Origin of the sequence: Enterobacter cloacae complex sp. CARB60 (assembly GCF_036487345.1) — a bacterium.
Taxonomy (GTDB): Bacteria; Pseudomonadota; Gammaproteobacteria; order Enterobacterales; family Enterobacteriaceae; genus Enterobacter; species Enterobacter asburiae_D.
The window spans coordinates 1,814,114-1,829,843 of the sequence record NZ_JAZKLC010000002.1 but is presented as its reverse complement, the minus strand read 5'-3'; the positions used below and the strand labels follow the sequence as shown (position 1 = coordinate 1,829,843).

Annotated in this window: 15 protein-coding genes; 6 read left to right on the top strand and 9 right to left on the bottom strand. The window is 56.3% G+C overall.

All coding sequences use genetic code 11. From position 1 onward, the window contains the following. Positions 1–60: 60 nt before the first annotated feature. From V4835_RS09730 to yobA, 3 genes are read right to left on the bottom strand one after another with little or no spacing between them, the layout of a single operon-like run. Positions 61–399: a YebY family protein gene (locus tag V4835_RS09730; RefSeq protein WP_063143715.1), complete on the bottom strand. Its 339-nt coding sequence runs from the start codon at positions 397–399 to the stop codon at positions 61–63. A gap of 16 nt (positions 400–415) precedes the next feature. After that, on the bottom strand, positions 416–1,285 hold the full coding sequence (gene copD / locus V4835_RS09725) for a copper homeostasis membrane protein CopD (RefSeq protein ID WP_331412041.1): 870 nt from the start codon (positions 1,283–1,285) through the stop codon (positions 416–418). A gap of 1 nt (position 1,286) precedes the next feature. Further along, positions 1,287–1,658 carry a CopC domain-containing protein YobA gene (gene yobA, locus V4835_RS09720; protein ID WP_063143713.1) on the bottom strand — a complete coding sequence of 124 codons (372 nt, stop codon included), beginning with the start codon at positions 1,656–1,658 and terminating at the stop codon, positions 1,287–1,289. Between the two features lie 137 nt (positions 1,659–1,795). Between yobA and V4835_RS09715 the strand changes: the two genes are divergently transcribed. The 3 genes from V4835_RS09715 (at position 1,796) to exoX (ending at position 3,474) form a co-directional block, all read left to right on the top strand. Next, the gene (locus tag V4835_RS09715) at positions 1,796–2,026 is read left to right on the top strand and encodes a DNA polymerase III subunit theta (RefSeq protein WP_013096102.1); all 231 of its coding nucleotides are present in this window, start codon (positions 1,796–1,798) and stop codon (positions 2,024–2,026) included. Between the two features lie 110 nt (positions 2,027–2,136). Further along, a complete protein-coding gene (locus V4835_RS09710) occupies positions 2,137–2,787 on the top strand; it encodes a carbon-nitrogen hydrolase family protein (protein WP_331412040.1) in 651 nt (216 codons plus the stop codon). Between the two features lie 24 nt (positions 2,788–2,811). After that, positions 2,812–3,474 (top strand): exodeoxyribonuclease X, encoded by a 663-nt coding sequence (gene exoX / locus V4835_RS09705; protein ID WP_259385788.1) that lies wholly within the window; start codon positions 2,812–2,814, stop codon positions 3,472–3,474. On the opposite strand, the gene ptrB is transcribed toward exoX, so the two are convergent. Beyond that, entirely contained in the window at positions 3,471–5,531 is a 2,061-nt protein-coding gene (gene ptrB, locus V4835_RS09700; protein WP_331412039.1) for an oligopeptidase B, read from the bottom strand. The two genes, exoX and ptrB, sit on opposite strands and share 4 nt — an antisense overlap. An 85-nt stretch (positions 5,532–5,616) precedes the next feature. Continuing rightward, the gene (locus tag V4835_RS09695) at positions 5,617–6,264 is read right to left on the bottom strand and encodes a tellurite resistance TerB family protein (protein ID WP_331412038.1); all 648 of its coding nucleotides are present in this window, start codon (positions 6,262–6,264) and stop codon (positions 5,617–5,619) included. A 170-nt stretch (positions 6,265–6,434) separates the two neighbouring features. On the opposite strand from V4835_RS09695, the gene purT reads away from it, so the two are divergent. Next, complete coding sequence (gene purT / locus V4835_RS09690) at positions 6,435–7,613, top strand: formate-dependent phosphoribosylglycinamide formyltransferase (protein ID WP_331412037.1); 1,179 nt, start codon at positions 6,435–6,437, stop codon at positions 7,611–7,613. Between the two features lie 42 nt (positions 7,614–7,655). Here the strand turns inward: purT and kdgA are convergent, their stop codons facing one another. The 3 genes from kdgA to zwf form a co-directional block, all read right to left on the bottom strand. Next, positions 7,656–8,297 carry a bifunctional 4-hydroxy-2-oxoglutarate aldolase/2-dehydro-3-deoxy-phosphogluconate aldolase gene (gene kdgA, locus V4835_RS09685; RefSeq protein ID WP_014884307.1) on the bottom strand — a complete coding sequence of 214 codons (642 nt, stop codon included), beginning with the start codon at positions 8,295–8,297 and terminating at the stop codon, positions 7,656–7,658. Between the two features lie 39 nt (positions 8,298–8,336). Beyond that, positions 8,337–10,148 carry a phosphogluconate dehydratase gene (gene edd, locus V4835_RS09680; RefSeq protein WP_331412036.1) on the bottom strand — a complete coding sequence of 604 codons (1,812 nt, stop codon included), beginning with the start codon at positions 10,146–10,148 and terminating at the stop codon, positions 8,337–8,339. Between the two features lie 233 nt (positions 10,149–10,381). Further along, complete coding sequence (zwf, locus tag V4835_RS09675) at positions 10,382–11,857, bottom strand: glucose-6-phosphate dehydrogenase (protein ID WP_023312228.1); 1,476 nt, start codon at positions 11,855–11,857, stop codon at positions 10,382–10,384. 356 nt (positions 11,858–12,213) lie between these two features. Between zwf and V4835_RS09670 the strand changes: the two genes are divergently transcribed. After that, positions 12,214–13,083: a MurR/RpiR family transcriptional regulator gene (locus V4835_RS09670; RefSeq protein ID WP_023312229.1), complete on the top strand. Its 870-nt coding sequence runs from the start codon at positions 12,214–12,216 to the stop codon at positions 13,081–13,083. A 140-nt stretch (positions 13,084–13,223) separates the two neighbouring features. After that, on the top strand, positions 13,224–14,666 hold the full coding sequence (pyk, locus tag V4835_RS09665) for a pyruvate kinase (RefSeq protein WP_063143708.1): 1,443 nt from the start codon (positions 13,224–13,226) through the stop codon (positions 14,664–14,666). 45 nt (positions 14,667–14,711) lie between these two features. On the opposite strand, the gene lpxM is transcribed toward pyk, so the two are convergent. Further along, positions 14,712–15,683, bottom strand: coding sequence for a lauroyl-Kdo(2)-lipid IV(A) myristoyltransferase (gene lpxM, locus V4835_RS09660; RefSeq protein ID WP_023312230.1), 972 nt, complete (start codon positions 15,681–15,683; stop codon positions 14,712–14,714). Positions 15,684–15,730: the final 47 nt, after the last annotated feature.

The following is a 15,730-nucleotide window of genomic DNA, read 5'->3' as shown; positions in this document are numbered from 1 at the left end:
AAACTGAAAAACCGCAGTGCTTTCGTAAGCATCTGCGGTTTTTTATTGGAAACCTGAACGTTAGCAGAGCTTGTCGGCGCGCTCGATAAACGGTGCCAGGCTCATTTTTTGTCCCGGATGCGCCGGATCATCGATCTGAATAACGCTAATCGGCTGGCCGCTGCTCTTACCGCTGGCTACCTGCTGCTCTGCGGTATCATTTAACGGGTATTGCACCAGCGTGCTCGGGTTGATCGCATACAGCGCGTGGCCCGGACGGCAGGTCAGCATCACCTCTTCGCGATTGAACGCCCATTTGTCCTTACCCACTTCAAAACGGCTAACGGTGATAACCTGCGGCGCGGCAAGCGCGCTCCCCGTGCAGGCCAGCAACAGGAGAGAAAATACTGTCTTTTTCATATGATATTTAACCTTGTCAGAAGGGTTCCCAGGTGGCGAACAGACTGACCGTTGCCAGTACCAGCGCTCCCAGCACCACTTCTGCCTGTGTCATCCTGATAAAAATCTGTTGTGCTCGCCCGGTCTCCGGACGAAACCGTGGCACCAGAAAATACCGATTTGCCAGCGCAATTACCACCATCAACGCCACCAGCGCACATTTGAACAACAAAAACCGCACGTAGCCAGCCTGCCAGGGAATATGGACGCCCAGTATCATGAGCGCATTTATCACGCCGGTGAGCAGCACGCCCGCGACGGCGTAATGCCCCACGCGCGAGAAGCGCATCATGGTAAAGATGGCGGCATTCTGCCACCGTCCTTTCGCCAGGCGCATGCAGAACAGCAGAGGCAGTAATCCGCCAACCCAGGTTGCGGCACAGATCAGGTGAAAAGCATAATTAAGACGCTGCAACGCCCCCATCGGACCGTCGTTCATCGCCGCGTGCCCTACCCCAGCCAGCAGGATAAGCTGGCCCATTGCGAGCAGCAGCAGCCGCGAACCTTTCAGCGGCGCAAGCCATGCCGCACCGACCATCATCGCCGCGAGGATCATTTGCCACAGCCAGACGCCACCAAACCGGGTCCCCATCACGCTGAACCAGACCTGCGGAGCAAAGACATCTCCCCAGCCGTTACCCATCAATCCGCCCTGCAGCATAAACATCAGGAACGCTGCCGCCAGGCCCACTAAGGCAGCCACTTTCTGCTGCGACTGGAATCGCCGGGACATCAGACGATGGAGAGACGAAGGCGCAAACCAGACGCTGTAAAGCGCATTGCCGAAAACCAGCATCAGCGCCCCGAAATGGATAAAGCGCACCCCGATATAACACAGCGCCAGCATGTTATTTCACGCTAAAGTGATAGCTGCCTTTGGTTTTATGGCCGTCTACGGAGACCACGTGCCAGTCCACCTGGTAAGTCCCCGAAGCCAGCGTTTGTTCCAGCGGAACGGTGAGCTGAGCCTTGTTCTTTTCGTCTCGCGTGGCGGTTCCCGTTTTGATGACCTGCTTTTGCGCATCCGTTACCACCACGCCGCTAAACCCAGGTTCGATACCTTCCGAAAAATTCAGCGTCAGTGCCTGCGGTGCGGTCACCACGCTGTCTGCTGCCGGAATCTGCTGTTTAAGATGTGCATGTGCCATCACGGAGGGTGCCATCATTGTTGAGGCCACAAAAACCAGTGCGCATACCGCGCGGGAGGCGGAGAAACCCATCGCAATCATTCCTTTTTGTTATGTCTGTATGCTAAAGAATAACGCTGTATAATAAACGAGTCGAGGAACATCCTGCCTCCGCTTGTCATCATCGTGCATTCGCGGTAACGTTGCCGCCGCATAAAAAGGAGAAGGTAATGAAGATCAATCTGGCCGCCCTTCCGCAGGACGAGATGGATAAAGTGAATGTCGATCTCGCTGCCGCTGGCGTCGCGTTTAAAGAGCGTTACAACATGCCCATCGTGGCTGAAGTCGTGGAACGGGAACAACCCGCCCATCTGCGCGACTGGTTTCGCGAAAGATTAATTGCCCACCGTCTCGCCTCGGTTAACCTCTCCCGTTTACCGTACGAGCCAAAAGTTAAATAAGCTTAACGAGTCGTTACACTTCCTTACGCGGAATCTGGCAGGATAAGAAAACCCTGATTAATTTAGGTGTATTCTTAAATCTCTGCGACTCAGTGTATAAGGAAGTCACGATGTCACATTGGAATATAGCGGCAGCCCAGTATAGCGGTCAGCACCAGAGCGTGGATGACCATGTTACGCACCACCTGCGCTTCATCGCCGAAGCAGCACGGCAGCGGTGTGATTTGCTGGTCTTCCCTGAACTCTCATTAACGGGCTCAGGCACGTCGACGCTCCCTCCCCCACCCGATGACGCGCAGCTGGAACCGCTGCTTAACGCGGCACATTTTTACCGGATTACCGTTATTGCCGGGATTCCCCTGGAGCGGAATGGTCAGCGCCAGAAAGGCCTCGCGCTTTTTACGCCCGCTCGCCACCGCATCCTGCGCTACCCGCAAGGTCACGGTGCCAGCCTGGTGCCGGGGGATAAGCACCTTACCATCATTGATGCGCATGCCGATTCCCCCAATCTCGATCCCAGGGCAACGCTTGTTACCAGCTGCCAGTCAGTAAGGGATAACCGCTGGCGGCAGTCCATCAGTACCCTGCAGCGCTTCGCGCATAAATATGCCATTGCGGTGCTGATGGCAAACGCCTGCGGCGGTAGCGCGCTGTGGGATGAAAAAGGCCAGCTGATCGTGCGTGCGGATACTGGCGAGCTTCTGGTGACCGGTACGCTCGGCGGAGAGGGTTGGCAAGGCGATATCATTCCTTTAGGCTAGGCGTTTTAAGCTCAGGAGTTTTCAATGCTGCGCGTCATCGATACCGAAACTTGCGATCTTCAGGGCGGAATTGTAGAAGTGGCCTCTGTCGACGTGGTTGACGGTAAAATCGTCAACCCAATGAGCCATCTGGTGCGTCCCGATCGCCCCATCAGCCCTCAGGCGATGGCTATCCATCGCATTACCGAATCGATGGTGGCGGATAAGCCGTGGATAGAAGAGGTCATTCCTCACTATTACGGTAGCCCATGGTACGTCGCGCATAATGCCAGCTTTGACCGCCGGGTGTTACCTGAAATGCCGGGCGAATGGATTTGTACCATGAAGCTAGCGCGTCGCCTCTGGCCGGGGATCAAATACAGCAATATGGCGCTGTATAAATCCCGTAAGCTCAGCGTCCGTACCCCTGAGGGGCTTCACCATCACCGCGCCCTGTATGACTGCTATATCACCGCCGCGCTGCTGATTGACATTATGAATATCTCTGGCTGGACGCCGGATGATATGGCGACCATCACCGGACGCCCCGCGCTACTGACCACGTTTACCTTTGGGAAATATCGCGGGAAGCCGGTGTCCGAGGTGGCGGATAAAGACCCGGGCTATTTGCGCTGGCTGTATAACAACCTCGACAGAATGAGCCCGGAGCTGCGCTTAACGCTGAAACATTATCTGGGCGACGCCTAACGCTCCGCACGGCCTGGCAGCGTGTCCTGCGCCAGGCCTATCAGGAAGGCATATTCAAGGACAACCCCTTCATACGATTTAAACCGTCCCGATTTACCCCCGTGTCCGGAATCCATGTCGGTACACAGCAGCAGCAGGTTGTCATCGGTTTTCAGCTCCCGCAGCTTTGCCACCCATTTTGCCGGCTCCCAGTATTGCACCTGAGAATCATGCAGACCGGTAGTGACCAGCATATGCGGGTAGGCTTTCGCCTCCACGTTATCGTACGGGCTGTACGCTTTCATATAGCGGTAGTACATCTCATCCTGCGGATTCCCCCACTCCTCAAACTCTCCAGTGGTAAGCGGAATGGATTCATCGAGCATGGTCGTAACCACATCGACAAACGGAACCTGCGCGACAATCCCCTTAAAGCGGTCGGGGCGCTGGTTGATCGCCGCCCCCATCAGCATTCCCCCCGCGCTGCCGCCCATTCCAAAGCAAAGCTGCGGATCCCCGTAGCCCTGCTCAATCAGCGCATCGCAGACGTCGAGATAGTCATTGAAGGTGTTTTTCTTTTTCAGGAATTTCCCGTCTTCATACCAGTGCTGTCCCAATTCACCGCCGCCGCGAATATGGGCGATGGCGAAAACAAAACCGCGATCGAGCAGGCTTAACCGGCTGCTGCTAAAATCGGCGTCCATGCTTGAGCCATACGAGCCGTAGCCGTACACCAGGATCGGATTTTTGCCTTTCTGGAAATGCGCCCGATGGTAAACGAGAGAGACCGGCACCTCGACACCATCGCGGGCGGTGACCCACAGGTGCTCGCTGCGGTAGTTTTCGGACTCAAACCCTTTTACCTCGCTCTGTTTAATCACCTGACGCTGCCCGGTATCCATATCCAGCTCAAACAGGGTGTCCGGCGTGGTCATGGACGAGTAGCCGTAGCGCAACCGCGACGATTCGGGTTCAGGGTTGAAACCAATCCACGTCACGTAGGCCGGGTCGTCGAACGCAATCCCCACTACCTCCCGGGTTTTACGGTTGATTTGCCGGATACTGGTCAGCCCGCGCTGACGCTCTTCCACCACCAGCCAGTCGGTAAAGAGGGTGAACCCTTCGAGCATCACCTGATCCCGCGCGGGGATAAGCACCTCCCACTTGCGCTCATCGCGCACTTTGGTTTTATAGAGACCAAAGTTTTTGCCCTCGCGATTGGAGCGCAAGTAAAAGCTGTGCTGGAAGTGATCCAGGCTGTACTCGTGATCCTTGCGGCGCGGCAGGAAACAGAGCGGCTGGGCATCGGGCAGTTCGGCATCCAGCAGCAGAACTTCCGAGGTCGTCGCGCTGGAAAGGAAGATAATCACATAGTGGCGTGAGGAGGTTTTATGCAGGCTGACATAAAACGTTTCGTCTTTCTCTTCATAGACCAGCTCGTCGTCAGCGGAGTCTGTTCCTACCGTATGTCGCCACACCTGGTAAGGCAGCAGCGTCGACGCGTGCTTTTTGACGTAGTAAACCGTCTCGGAATCATTCGCCCAGACAAAATCCGGGGAGACGTTTTCCAGCATTTCCGGATACCAGTTGCCGGTGTCCAGATTGCGAAACCGCAGGCCGTACTGGCGACGGGAGAGATAATCCTCCGCCAGCGCCATTACCGCGTTGTCAGGCGAAATGGACATGCCGCCCAGGGTATAAAACTCGCTGTGGGCGGCGCGCTGGTTGGCATCCAGCAGAATATCCCACTCATCCCATTCGGCACTTAACACCGACTGACGCTGGTAGATGGGATACTCATTGCCGGGCTCGTAAATATGGCGATAGCGATAGCCGTTTTTGGTCCAGGGCGCGGAGATATCGCGCTGAGGAATACGCTGCACCATTTCATTCAGCAGCTGGTCCTGAAGCGTCTGCTGGCTGGACATGACCTTGCGGCCATAGTCGTTTTCCTCGTGCAGGTAGTCGAGTACCTCTGGCCGGGAGCGCGAATCGTCCCGCAGCCAGTAATAGTTGTCTATACGCGTATCGCCATGCGTGGTGATCGCATAAGGAGTACGTCGGGCTTTCGGTGGCATGTCATCATTCTTTTAAGTTTTACACCCTATAAGGTTGGCAAAACCCACGCATGATGCAAGCGAAACCGCGTCGCGACGGCGACGGCTATCCCTGTAACGCCTGTTTTTGTTCCCGGATATCCCGCTCAATGCCCTCGCGCACGTCCTGAGGGATATTTAACGCATCGCCCAGGGCGTTAAGGTAGCTCCGCTCCATAAAGTGATCGATATCGATGGCGGCACAGCTAAGGAAATAGAGCTCCAGCGCCTCTTCCTCATTCTTCACACTTTGCGCAAGACGCTGCGGCTCGAGCGGCTGTTCAATCGCCTGCGCCACCAGCGATCTTCCCTTCTCTTCGACACCGGCTTCGCGCAGCTGCTGCTCGATCGCCGATCGTTCTTTATCGTCAATATGCCCGTCACTTTTCGCGGCAAAAACCAGCGCGAGAATAAGCCGTTCGGTCCGCAGATCCAACGGCGAGGTGTGCTCGCCATAATGCGGTTCATCGCTGTGCGCGGTCCGTACCCTGTCCTTGTATTTATTCCACAGCACGGTGCCCGCGATGGCGCCGCCGCCGGCCAGCAGCGCGCCTGTTCCATACTTTGCCAGCAGCTTGCGTGAGGATTTATTCGCGACCAGCAGGCCTGCCAGCCCGCCGAGCGCCCCGGGTACCAGCAGTTTGCTAAGGTCCCGCTCGCCAGACGATGTTTTCTGCCCTAACAGGGATTGCAGTTGATTTAACCAGCCAGACATGGTTTCCCTCACTTAACGGTGAACATGTTCCACAGCGTAAGCGAGCAGGCGTCAGGAAATGTCTGGTCGGGCTAAAGAAGCGCAAATTTCTGCCTCCTCGTTTAGCCGTGCACAAGACATACGCAAACGTTTTCGTTTATACTGCGCGCAACTTTTTTAGGGGGATTGTTATGATTCGTTTAGGAACTGCGCTGCGGCCTGCGGCGACGCGAGTGATGCTGTTGGGATCGGGCGAGCTGGGTAAAGAGGTCGCCATTGAGTGCCAACGTTTAGGTGTGGAAGTCATTGCCGTAGACCGTTACGCCGACGCACCCGCCATGCACGTCGCCCATCGTTCTTATGTGATTAACATGCTGGATGGCGATGCCCTTCGCGAACTGATCGCGCGCGAGAAACCCGATTTCGTCGTACCGGAAATTGAAGCCATTGCCACCGATACGCTGATCGCTCTCGAGCAGGAAGGCCAGCGCGTGGTGCCCTGCGCAAAAGCCGCAAAGCTGACCATGAACCGCGAAGGCATTCGTCGCCTGGCGGCGGAAGAGCTGGGGTTGCCCACCTCGAGCTACCGTTTTGCGGGCGATAAAGCCGCATTCCTGAAGGCCGTCGAGGAGATTGGCTACCCGTGCATCGTTAAGCCGGTGATGAGCTCCTCCGGAAAAGGACAGAGCTTTATTCGCGACAGCAGCACCCTGGATAACGCGTGGGATTATGCCCAGCAGGGTGGCCGTGCCGGAGCCGGTCGCGTCATCGTCGAAGGCGTCGTGAAGTTTGATTTCGAAATCACCCTTCTGACCGTCAGCGCCGTTGACGGCGTCCATTTCTGCGACCCGATTGGCCACCGTCAGGAGGATGGCGATTACCGCGAATCCTGGCAGCCGCAGCAGATGAGCGCCCTGGCGCTGGAGCGTGCTCAGGAGATCGCCCGTAAAACCGTCCTGGCGCTGGGCGGCTTTGGCCTGTTCGGCGTGGAGCTGTTTGTGTGCGGTGATGAGGTGATTTTCAGCGAAGTTTCCCCTCGCCCGCATGATACCGGCATGGTCACGCTGATTTCGCAGGATCTCTCCGAGTTCGCCCTGCACGTGCGCGCGTTCCTCGGCCTGCCCGTCGGCGGTGTTCGTCAGTATGGCCCGGCCGCCTCGGCGGTGATCCTGCCGCAGTTAACCAGCCAGAACGTCACGTTTGATAACGTCGACGGGGCGGTGGGGGCAGGATTGCAGGTACGTTTGTTCGGCAAGCCGGAGATCGACGGAACCCGCCGTCTTGGCGTGGCGTTAGCCACCGGAGATAACGTGGACGACGCCGTGGCGAGAGCGAAAGCGGCCGCTGCGAGCGTCAAGGTTGCAGGATAAAAAAAACGGGCCGTAAGGCCCGTTTTTCATATGACGAATGGCTTACTGCTTCGCGCCTTCAACCGCTTCGCGAGCCAGTTTGGTGATGCGATCCCAGTCGCCCGCTTCCAGCGCATCCGCCGGAACCAGCCATGAACCACCGATGCACAGCACGCTTTTCAGCGCCAGGTAGTCACGGTAGTTGGCAGGAGAGATACCGCCCGTCGGGCAGAAGCGTACCTGAGAGAATGGACCCGCAATCGCCTGCAGCGCTTTGGTGCCGCCGTTCGCTTCAGCCGGGAAGAATTTGAACTCTTTCAGACCGTAGTCCATGCCCAGCATCAGTTCAGAGACGGTGCTGATGCCCGGGATCAGCGGAATGGTGCCTTCTGTGGCGGCTTTCAGCAGCGGCTCGGTCAGGCCCGGGCTGATGGCGAACTGCGCGCCCGCTTCGGTCACTTCTGCCAGCTGCTGCGCGTTGAGAACGGTACCCGCACCGATGATGGCGTCCGGCACTTCTTTGGCGATAGCACGAATAGCGTCCATCGCGCAGGCGGTGCGCAGGGTCACTTCCAGAACGCGAACGCCGCCCGCAACCAGCGCTTTCGCCATCGGTACAGCGTGCTCCAGCTTGTTTACCACGATAACCGGCACGACAGGGCCAGTGGTCAGGATTGCTTCTGCACTTGTTTTCCAGTTTTTCATCAGAGTTTTCTCTCGCCAGATCGTTAAAATCAAGTCGTCTTAAAACGTAATACAGGTTGCGCCCTGCTCCGCACCGGAGAGTTTCTCACGCAGCGCGCTGAACATTTCGCGTCCGGTCCCCACGCGCGATGCGCTCAGGTCAGGAATATGGGGTTGACGTGCCGCCAGCTCGGCGTCATCGACCAGCAGGGTTAACTCGCCAGTCTGACCGTTCACGCGGATCATGTCACCGTCGCGCACTTTCGCCAGCAGCCCGCCGTCGTAGGCTTCCGGCGTCACGTGGATGGCTGAAGGCACTTTACCGGATGCCCCAGAGAGGCGTCCATCGGTGACTAACGCAATTTTGAAACGGCGGTCCAATAATACACCAAGCGGTGGCATAAGTTTATGTAATTCTGGCATCCCGTTAGCTTTAGGCCCCTGGTGACGCACCACCACCACGCAGTCTTTATCGAGCAGACCGGCGTCAAAGGCGGGTAACACATCGTGCTGGCTTTCAAACACCACCGCCGGCGCTTCAATAATCTGGTTCTCTTCCGGTACGGCAGAGGTCTTCATTACCGCACGACCGAGGTTGCCGCTCAGCACTTTGGTGCCGCCGTGAGGTGAGAACGGTTTGTCGATGGTGGCAATCACCTGCGCATCAAGTGAGGCGCTCGCCCCATCACGCCAGTCCAGCTCGCCGTTGTTCAGCCACGGCTCCTGGGTGTAGCGCTTAAGGCCAAAGCCCGCCACGGTATTCACGTCTTCATGCAGCAGTCCGCCTTTCAGCAGCTCGCGCATCAGCAGCGGTACGCCGCCTGCGGCCTGGAAGTGGTTAATATCCGCCGGACCGTTCGGGTAGAGGCGTGCCATCAGCGGCACCACGGAAGAGATCTCGGAGAAGTCATCCCAGTTAATCAGAATGCCCGCCGCACGCGCCATGGCAACCAGATGCATGGTGTGGTTGGTTGACCCTCCGGTTGCCAGCAGCGCGACTATCCCGTTGACGATGACTTTTTCGTCGACCATTTTGCCCATCGGCATCCATTCGTTGCCGTTGCCGGTCAGACGCGTAACCTGACGGGCTGCGGCCTCGGTCAGCGCCTTGCGCAGCGGCGCATCCGGCTGGATAAAGGACGAGCCCGGAAGCTGCATCCCCATAAATTCCACCACCATCTGGTTAGTGTTAGCCGTACCGTAGAACGTACAGGTCCCCGGCGCATGATAGGACGCGGCTTCCGCCTCCAGCAGCGCCTGACGGTCTGCTTTCCCTTCCGCGTACAGCTGGCGAATACGCACTTTTTCTTTGTTCGGCAGACCGCTCGCCATCGGGCCTGACGGCACGAAGATCGCAGGCAGATGGCCAAACGACAGCGCCGCCATCACCAGGCCCGGGACAATCTTGTCGCACACGCCGAGATACAGCGCGCCATCAAACATGTTGTGTGACAGGCCAACCGCCGCGGACATGGCAATCACTTCGCGGCTCAGCAGAGACAGCTCCATACCGTCCTGCCCCTGCGTCACGCCGTCGCACATGGCAGGGACGCCGCCCGCCACCTGGCCCACGGCATTCACGCTGTGCAGCGCGTTACGGATGATAGTGGGATAGACCTCATACGGCTGGTGCGCGGAAAGCATATCGTTATAGGAGGTAATGATGGCGATATTGTTACGCAACATGCTTTTCAGCGACGCTTTATCATCTGGCTGGCAGGCGGCGAAGCCGTGCGCCAGGTTTCCGCAGGCCAGCTGAGATCGGTGGACGGTGTTGCGCTTTGCCTGTTCAATCCGGGCGAGGTAGGCCGAGCGGGTCTCTTTCGAGCGCTCGATAATGCGCTGTGTTACGCGTAACAATGTCGGATTCATAAATGCTCCTCTAATTTATCTGTCCGGGCTCGGGAGTTTACAAAGTCGCTGGCAGTTGTTAACAACGCTGAAACGCTTGCTGTCCGGAGCTCAGGGGCAAAATCACTTCCGGCAGTGTAATAAAAAAAGCTCCGCGGGTGAATCCACGCGGAGCTTAAAAGTTGAAAATTGTGCCACTAGCTGTGTTAGATCATGTTACCGGTAAAATAACACTTTCGAGCTAGAGGATTATCTTACTCAAACTCGTTCCAGGAGCGGCCATCGCGGGTGATCATCGCAACCGACGCGACAGGTCCCCATGTCCCCGCCTGATACGGTTTTGGCGCATCCTGATCGGCAGCCCAGGCTTCGGTGATGGAGTCGACCCATTTCCACGCCTCTTCCACTTCGTCGCGGCGCACGAACAGCGCCTGGATACCGCGCATGGTTTCCAGCAGCAGACGCTCGTAAGCATCGGCCAGGTGCGTCTGGTTAAAGGTTTCGGAGTAGCTCAGATCCAGCTTGGTGGTCTGCAGGTTGTGTTTATGATCCAGGCCCGGCACTTTGTTCAGGATCTGGATATCCACGCCCTCGTCCGGCTGCAGACGAATGGTCAGTTTGTTTTGCGGCAGTTCCTGCCAGGACTCTTTGAACAGGTTCAGTTCCGGGTTTTTGAAATAAACAACCACTTCGGAACATTTGGCCGGCAGACGCTTACCGGTGCGCAGGTAGAACGGAACCCCCGCCCAACGCCAGTCGTCGATATCCACGCGGATCGCCACGAACGTCTCGGTGTTGCTGGACTTGTTCGCGCCCTCTTCTTCCAGGTAGCCGGGCACTTTTTTTCCTTGCGCAAACCCGGCGGTGTACTGGCCGCGAACGGTCTTCTCACGCACGTTGGAGCGGTCAATGCGGCGCAGTGACTTCAGCACTTTCACTTTTGCGTCACGGATGCTGTCAGCCGTCAGGTCAGACGGTGGAGACATGGCAATCATGCACAGAATCTGCAGCAGGTGGTTCTGGATCATGTCGCGCATCTGGCCGGCCTGGTCAAAGTAACCCCAGCGACCTTCAATCCCCACCTCTTCCGCCACGGTGATTTCCACGTGGTCGATAGTGCGGTTGTCCCAGTTATTCACAAACAGGGAGTTAGCGAAACGCAGCGCCAGCAGGTTCAGTACCGTCTCTTTACCGAGATAGTGGTCGATACGGTAGACCTGGCACTCTTCAAAGAACTCGCCCACCTGGTCGTTGATTTCACGCGAGGTTGCCAGCGACGTACCCAGCGGCTTCTCCATCACGACGCGCGCCGGTTTGGCGTTCAGTTTGGCTTCGCCCAGACCTTTGCAGATAGCGCCGAAGGTGCTTGGCGGCATGGCGAAATAGTTAATCGTGACACGGTTTTTCTGATCCAGCATCGCGCCTAAGCGGGTAAACGCGCTGACGTCATTGACGTCCAGGTTGCAGAAATCGAGACGTCCGCTCAGGGTATCCCACAAACTTTCATCAATTTTTTCCTTCATGAAAGTTTCGAGCGCCTCGCGGACGACTTTGGTATAAGCGTCTTTGTCCCAGTCGGCGCGCCCTACACCCAGGATACGGGTATCCGGATGAATTTGGCCCGCTTTCTCCAGTTGATACAGGGAAGGCAGCAATTTTCGGCGTGCAAGATCGCCTTTCGCGCCGAAAATGACCAGGTCACATGCCTGGGCTGTTTGCGTTACCGCCATGTCATTCTCCTCAGTTGGATCACCTGGTACTTCTGCCAGGTATCGTTGTAATTTTATTACAATGCACTGTACTGCTTTTACGTCATTCCCGAAACCATTAGCGCTTATCGTCGCGTGCGATACCGCGATTTTTCCCCCTTTGGAGGATTACGACGGCGCAATGACGCAACAACCGTCGTTTCTTTGCGCAACAGGGCCACGGCAAAACCCGACACCGATCAAGTAATGAAAAAAAACAACAACATTATCTTGTCGATTATTACCCTTTATGGAAGCCACGAGGGTAATATCGGCTAAATCGAATCACGATTTCATCAATTTATGAAATCGTTTACACCCATGAGCATCCTGTTAACATGAACATGCTGGAAAAAATCCAGTTTCAACTGGAACACCTTAGCAAATCCGAGCGAAAAGTGGCCGAGGTCATTCTCGCCTCCCCCGCTCAGGCGATTCATTCGAGCATCGCCGCTCTGGCACAGGAAGCGGGTGTTAGCGAACCGACGGTCAATCGCTTTTGCCGCAGCCTGGAAACGCGCGGCTTTCCTGATTTTAAACTGCATCTGGCACAAAGTCTGGCTAACGGCACCCCTTATGTTAATCGTAATGTGGATGAAGACGACAGCGTTGATGCCTATACCGCGAAAATTTTTGAATCGGCTATGGCTTCTCTTGACCACGTCCGCCAGTCTCTGGACATGAGTTCCGTGAATCGCGCGGTGGATTTACTCACCCAGGCCAAGCGGATTGCGTTCTTTGGCCTCGGATCCTCGGCGGCCGTGGCGCATGACGCCATGAACAAATTTTTCCGCTTTAACGTCCCGGTTATTTACTCCGATGACATTGTGCTGCAACGCATGAGCTGTATGAATTGCAGTGAAGATGACGTCGTGGTGCTGATTTCGCATACCGGCCGCACCAAGAGTCAGGTCGAGCTGGCGCAGCTGGCCCGTGAAAACGATGCCATGGTGATCGCCCTTACCACGGCGGGCACGCCGCTGGCGCGTGAAGCGACGCTGGCAATTACTCTCGACGTGCCGGAAGACACCGACATTTATATGCCGATGGTTTCCCGACTGGCGCAGCTCACCGTGATTGACGTGCTGGCGACCGGTTTTACCTTACGTCGGGGGGCAAAATTCAGGGATAACTTGAAGCGGGTCAAGGAAGCGCTGAAGGAATCGCGTTTTGATAAAGAATTGCTTATAAAGAGCGATGTTCCCTGATAGTTGATAACGAAGACGTAACCAATAATTACGATGTAACGATTTACGGCATTCGGTCCACTCTCCGCTGCCTTGCAGCAGATGAAGACCGATTCAATGTTCACGCAACACCAAAGTTGTTTCAGTCAACGGAGTATTACATGTCCAGAAGGCTTCGCAGAACCAAGATCGTAACCACCTTAGGCCCGGCCACCGATCGCGATAATAATCTTGAGAAAATTATCGCCGCTGGTGCCAACGTGGTGCGTATGAACTTCTCTCACGGTACGCCAGAAGACCATAAATTACGTGCCGATAAAGTGCGTGAAATCGCAGCAAAACTGGGCCGCCACGTGGCTATCCTCGGCGATTTGCAGGGTCCAAAAATCCGTGTATCGACCTTTAAAGAGGGTAAAGTTTTCCTCAACATCGGCGACAAATTCCTGCTTGATGCCAACCTGGGCAAAGGCGAAGGCGATAAAGAGAAAGTTGGTATCGACTATAAAGGCCTGCCGGCTGACGTGGTGCCTGGCGATATCCTCCTGCTCGACGACGGTCGCGTACAGCTGAAGGTGCTGGAAGTTCAGGGCATGAAAGTGTTCACCGAAGTCACCGTCGGCGGCCCGCTCTCCAACAATAAAGGCATCAACAAACTGGGTGGCGGCCTCTCTGCAGAAGCGCTTACCGATAAAGACAAAGCGGACATCGTAACTGCCGCGCAGATTGGCGTTGACTACCTGGCCGTCTCCTTCCCGCGCTGCGGCGAAGACCTGAACTATGCGCGTCGCCTGGCGCGTGATGCAGGCTGCGATGCCAAAATCGTCGCTAAAGTTGAACGCGCGGAAGCCGTTTGCGATCAGGATGCCATGGACGATGTGATCCTCGCGTCTGACGTGGTAATGGTGGCGCGCGGTGACCTGGGCGTGGAAATCGGCGATCCTGAGCTGGTCGGTATTCAGAAAGCGCTGATTCGTCGCGCACGTCAGCTGAACCGCGCGGTGATCACCGCCACTCAGATGATGGAATCCATGATCACCAACCCAATGCCAACCCGTGCAGAAGTCATGGACGTGGCTAACGCCGTGCTGGACGGTACCGATGCGGTGATGCTCTCTGCGGAAACCGCTGCGGGCCAGTATCCGGCAGAAACCGTGGCCGCGATGGCGCGCGTCTGCCTGGGCGCTGAAAAGATCCCAAGCATCAACGTCTCTAAACACCGTCTGGACGTGCAGTTCGATAACGTGGAAGAAGCGATTGCGATGTCTGCGATGTACGCGGCAAACCATCTGAAAGGCGTTACCGCGATCATCACCATGACCGAATCTGGCCGCACCGCGCTGATGACCTCTCGTATCAGCTCTGGTCTGCCGATCTTCGCCATGTCCCGTCACGAACGTACCCTGAACCTGACGGCGCTGTACCGCGGCGTGACGCCGGTTCACTTCGACAGCACCAATGACGGCGTGGCAGCCGCACACGATGCCGTAAACCTGCTGCGCGACAAAGGCTATCTGGTGTCCGGTGATATCGTCATTGTGACCCAAGGCGACGTGATGAGCACCATCGGCTCAACCAACACCACGCGCGTTATGACCGTCGAGTAATAACGTCTGTGTTAAAAAGCCCTCTCCAGATGGAGAGGGCTTTTTTTATTTCCTCGGATAAAGCTCTTTGCGTTTATAGGGCTCTGTTTCACCTGGTTTCCGCGTTTTAAGCAGCTTCAGTATCCACGTGTACTGTTCGGCATGCGGCCCCACCAGTATCTCCACCTCTTCGTTCATTCGACGCGCGATGGTGTGGTCGTCCGCGGTGAGCAGATCGTCCATCGGCGGACGAACCTCAATACTCAGTCGATGCGTTTTGCCGTCATAGACCGGGAATAGCGGGATCACGCGGGCACGACAGACTTTCATCAGGCGGCCGATCGCGGGCAGCGTCGCTTTATAGGTCGCAAAGAAATCGACAAACTCGCTGTGCTCGGGGCCGTGGTCCTGATCCGGCAGATAGTAGCCCCAGTACCCCTGACGTACCGACTGAATGAAGGGCTTAATGCCATCGTTACGCGCATGCAAACGTCCGCCAAAACGACGACGCACCGTGTTCCAGACAAAATCGTAGATTTTATTTCCCTGGTTATGGAACATCGCCGCCATTTTCTGCCCCTGAGACGCCATGAGCATCGCCGGAATATCAACGCCCCAGCCGTGGGGGACGAGGAAAATGACTTTCTCGTCGTTGCGGCGCATCTCCTCGATGATGTCCAGCCCTTTCCAGTCAACGCGATCGACGATTTTATCCGGCCCTTTCAGCGCCAGTTCCGCCATCATCGCCATTGCCTGCGGCGCGGTGGTATACATCTCATCAATGATTGCCTCGCGCTCGGCGTCGCTTTTCTCAGGAAAACAGTAGTAGAGGTTGATCTGCGCGCGACGGCGGGCGCTCTTGCCTAAACGCCCGGCCAGACGGCCAATTTTACCCAGAACAGGATCGCGGACGGAAGCAGGCAGCATCGCCATCCCCGCAAAGGCGTAAACGCCAAGCCAGGCGCCCCAGTTGCGCGGATGGCGGAAGGATTTTTCAAACTCAGGAATGTATTCAATATTGTTTTTTTTGGTTTCCATGCTGGATCCAGGGTCTGATGACGCAAAATTTTATTCAGATAGTGTAG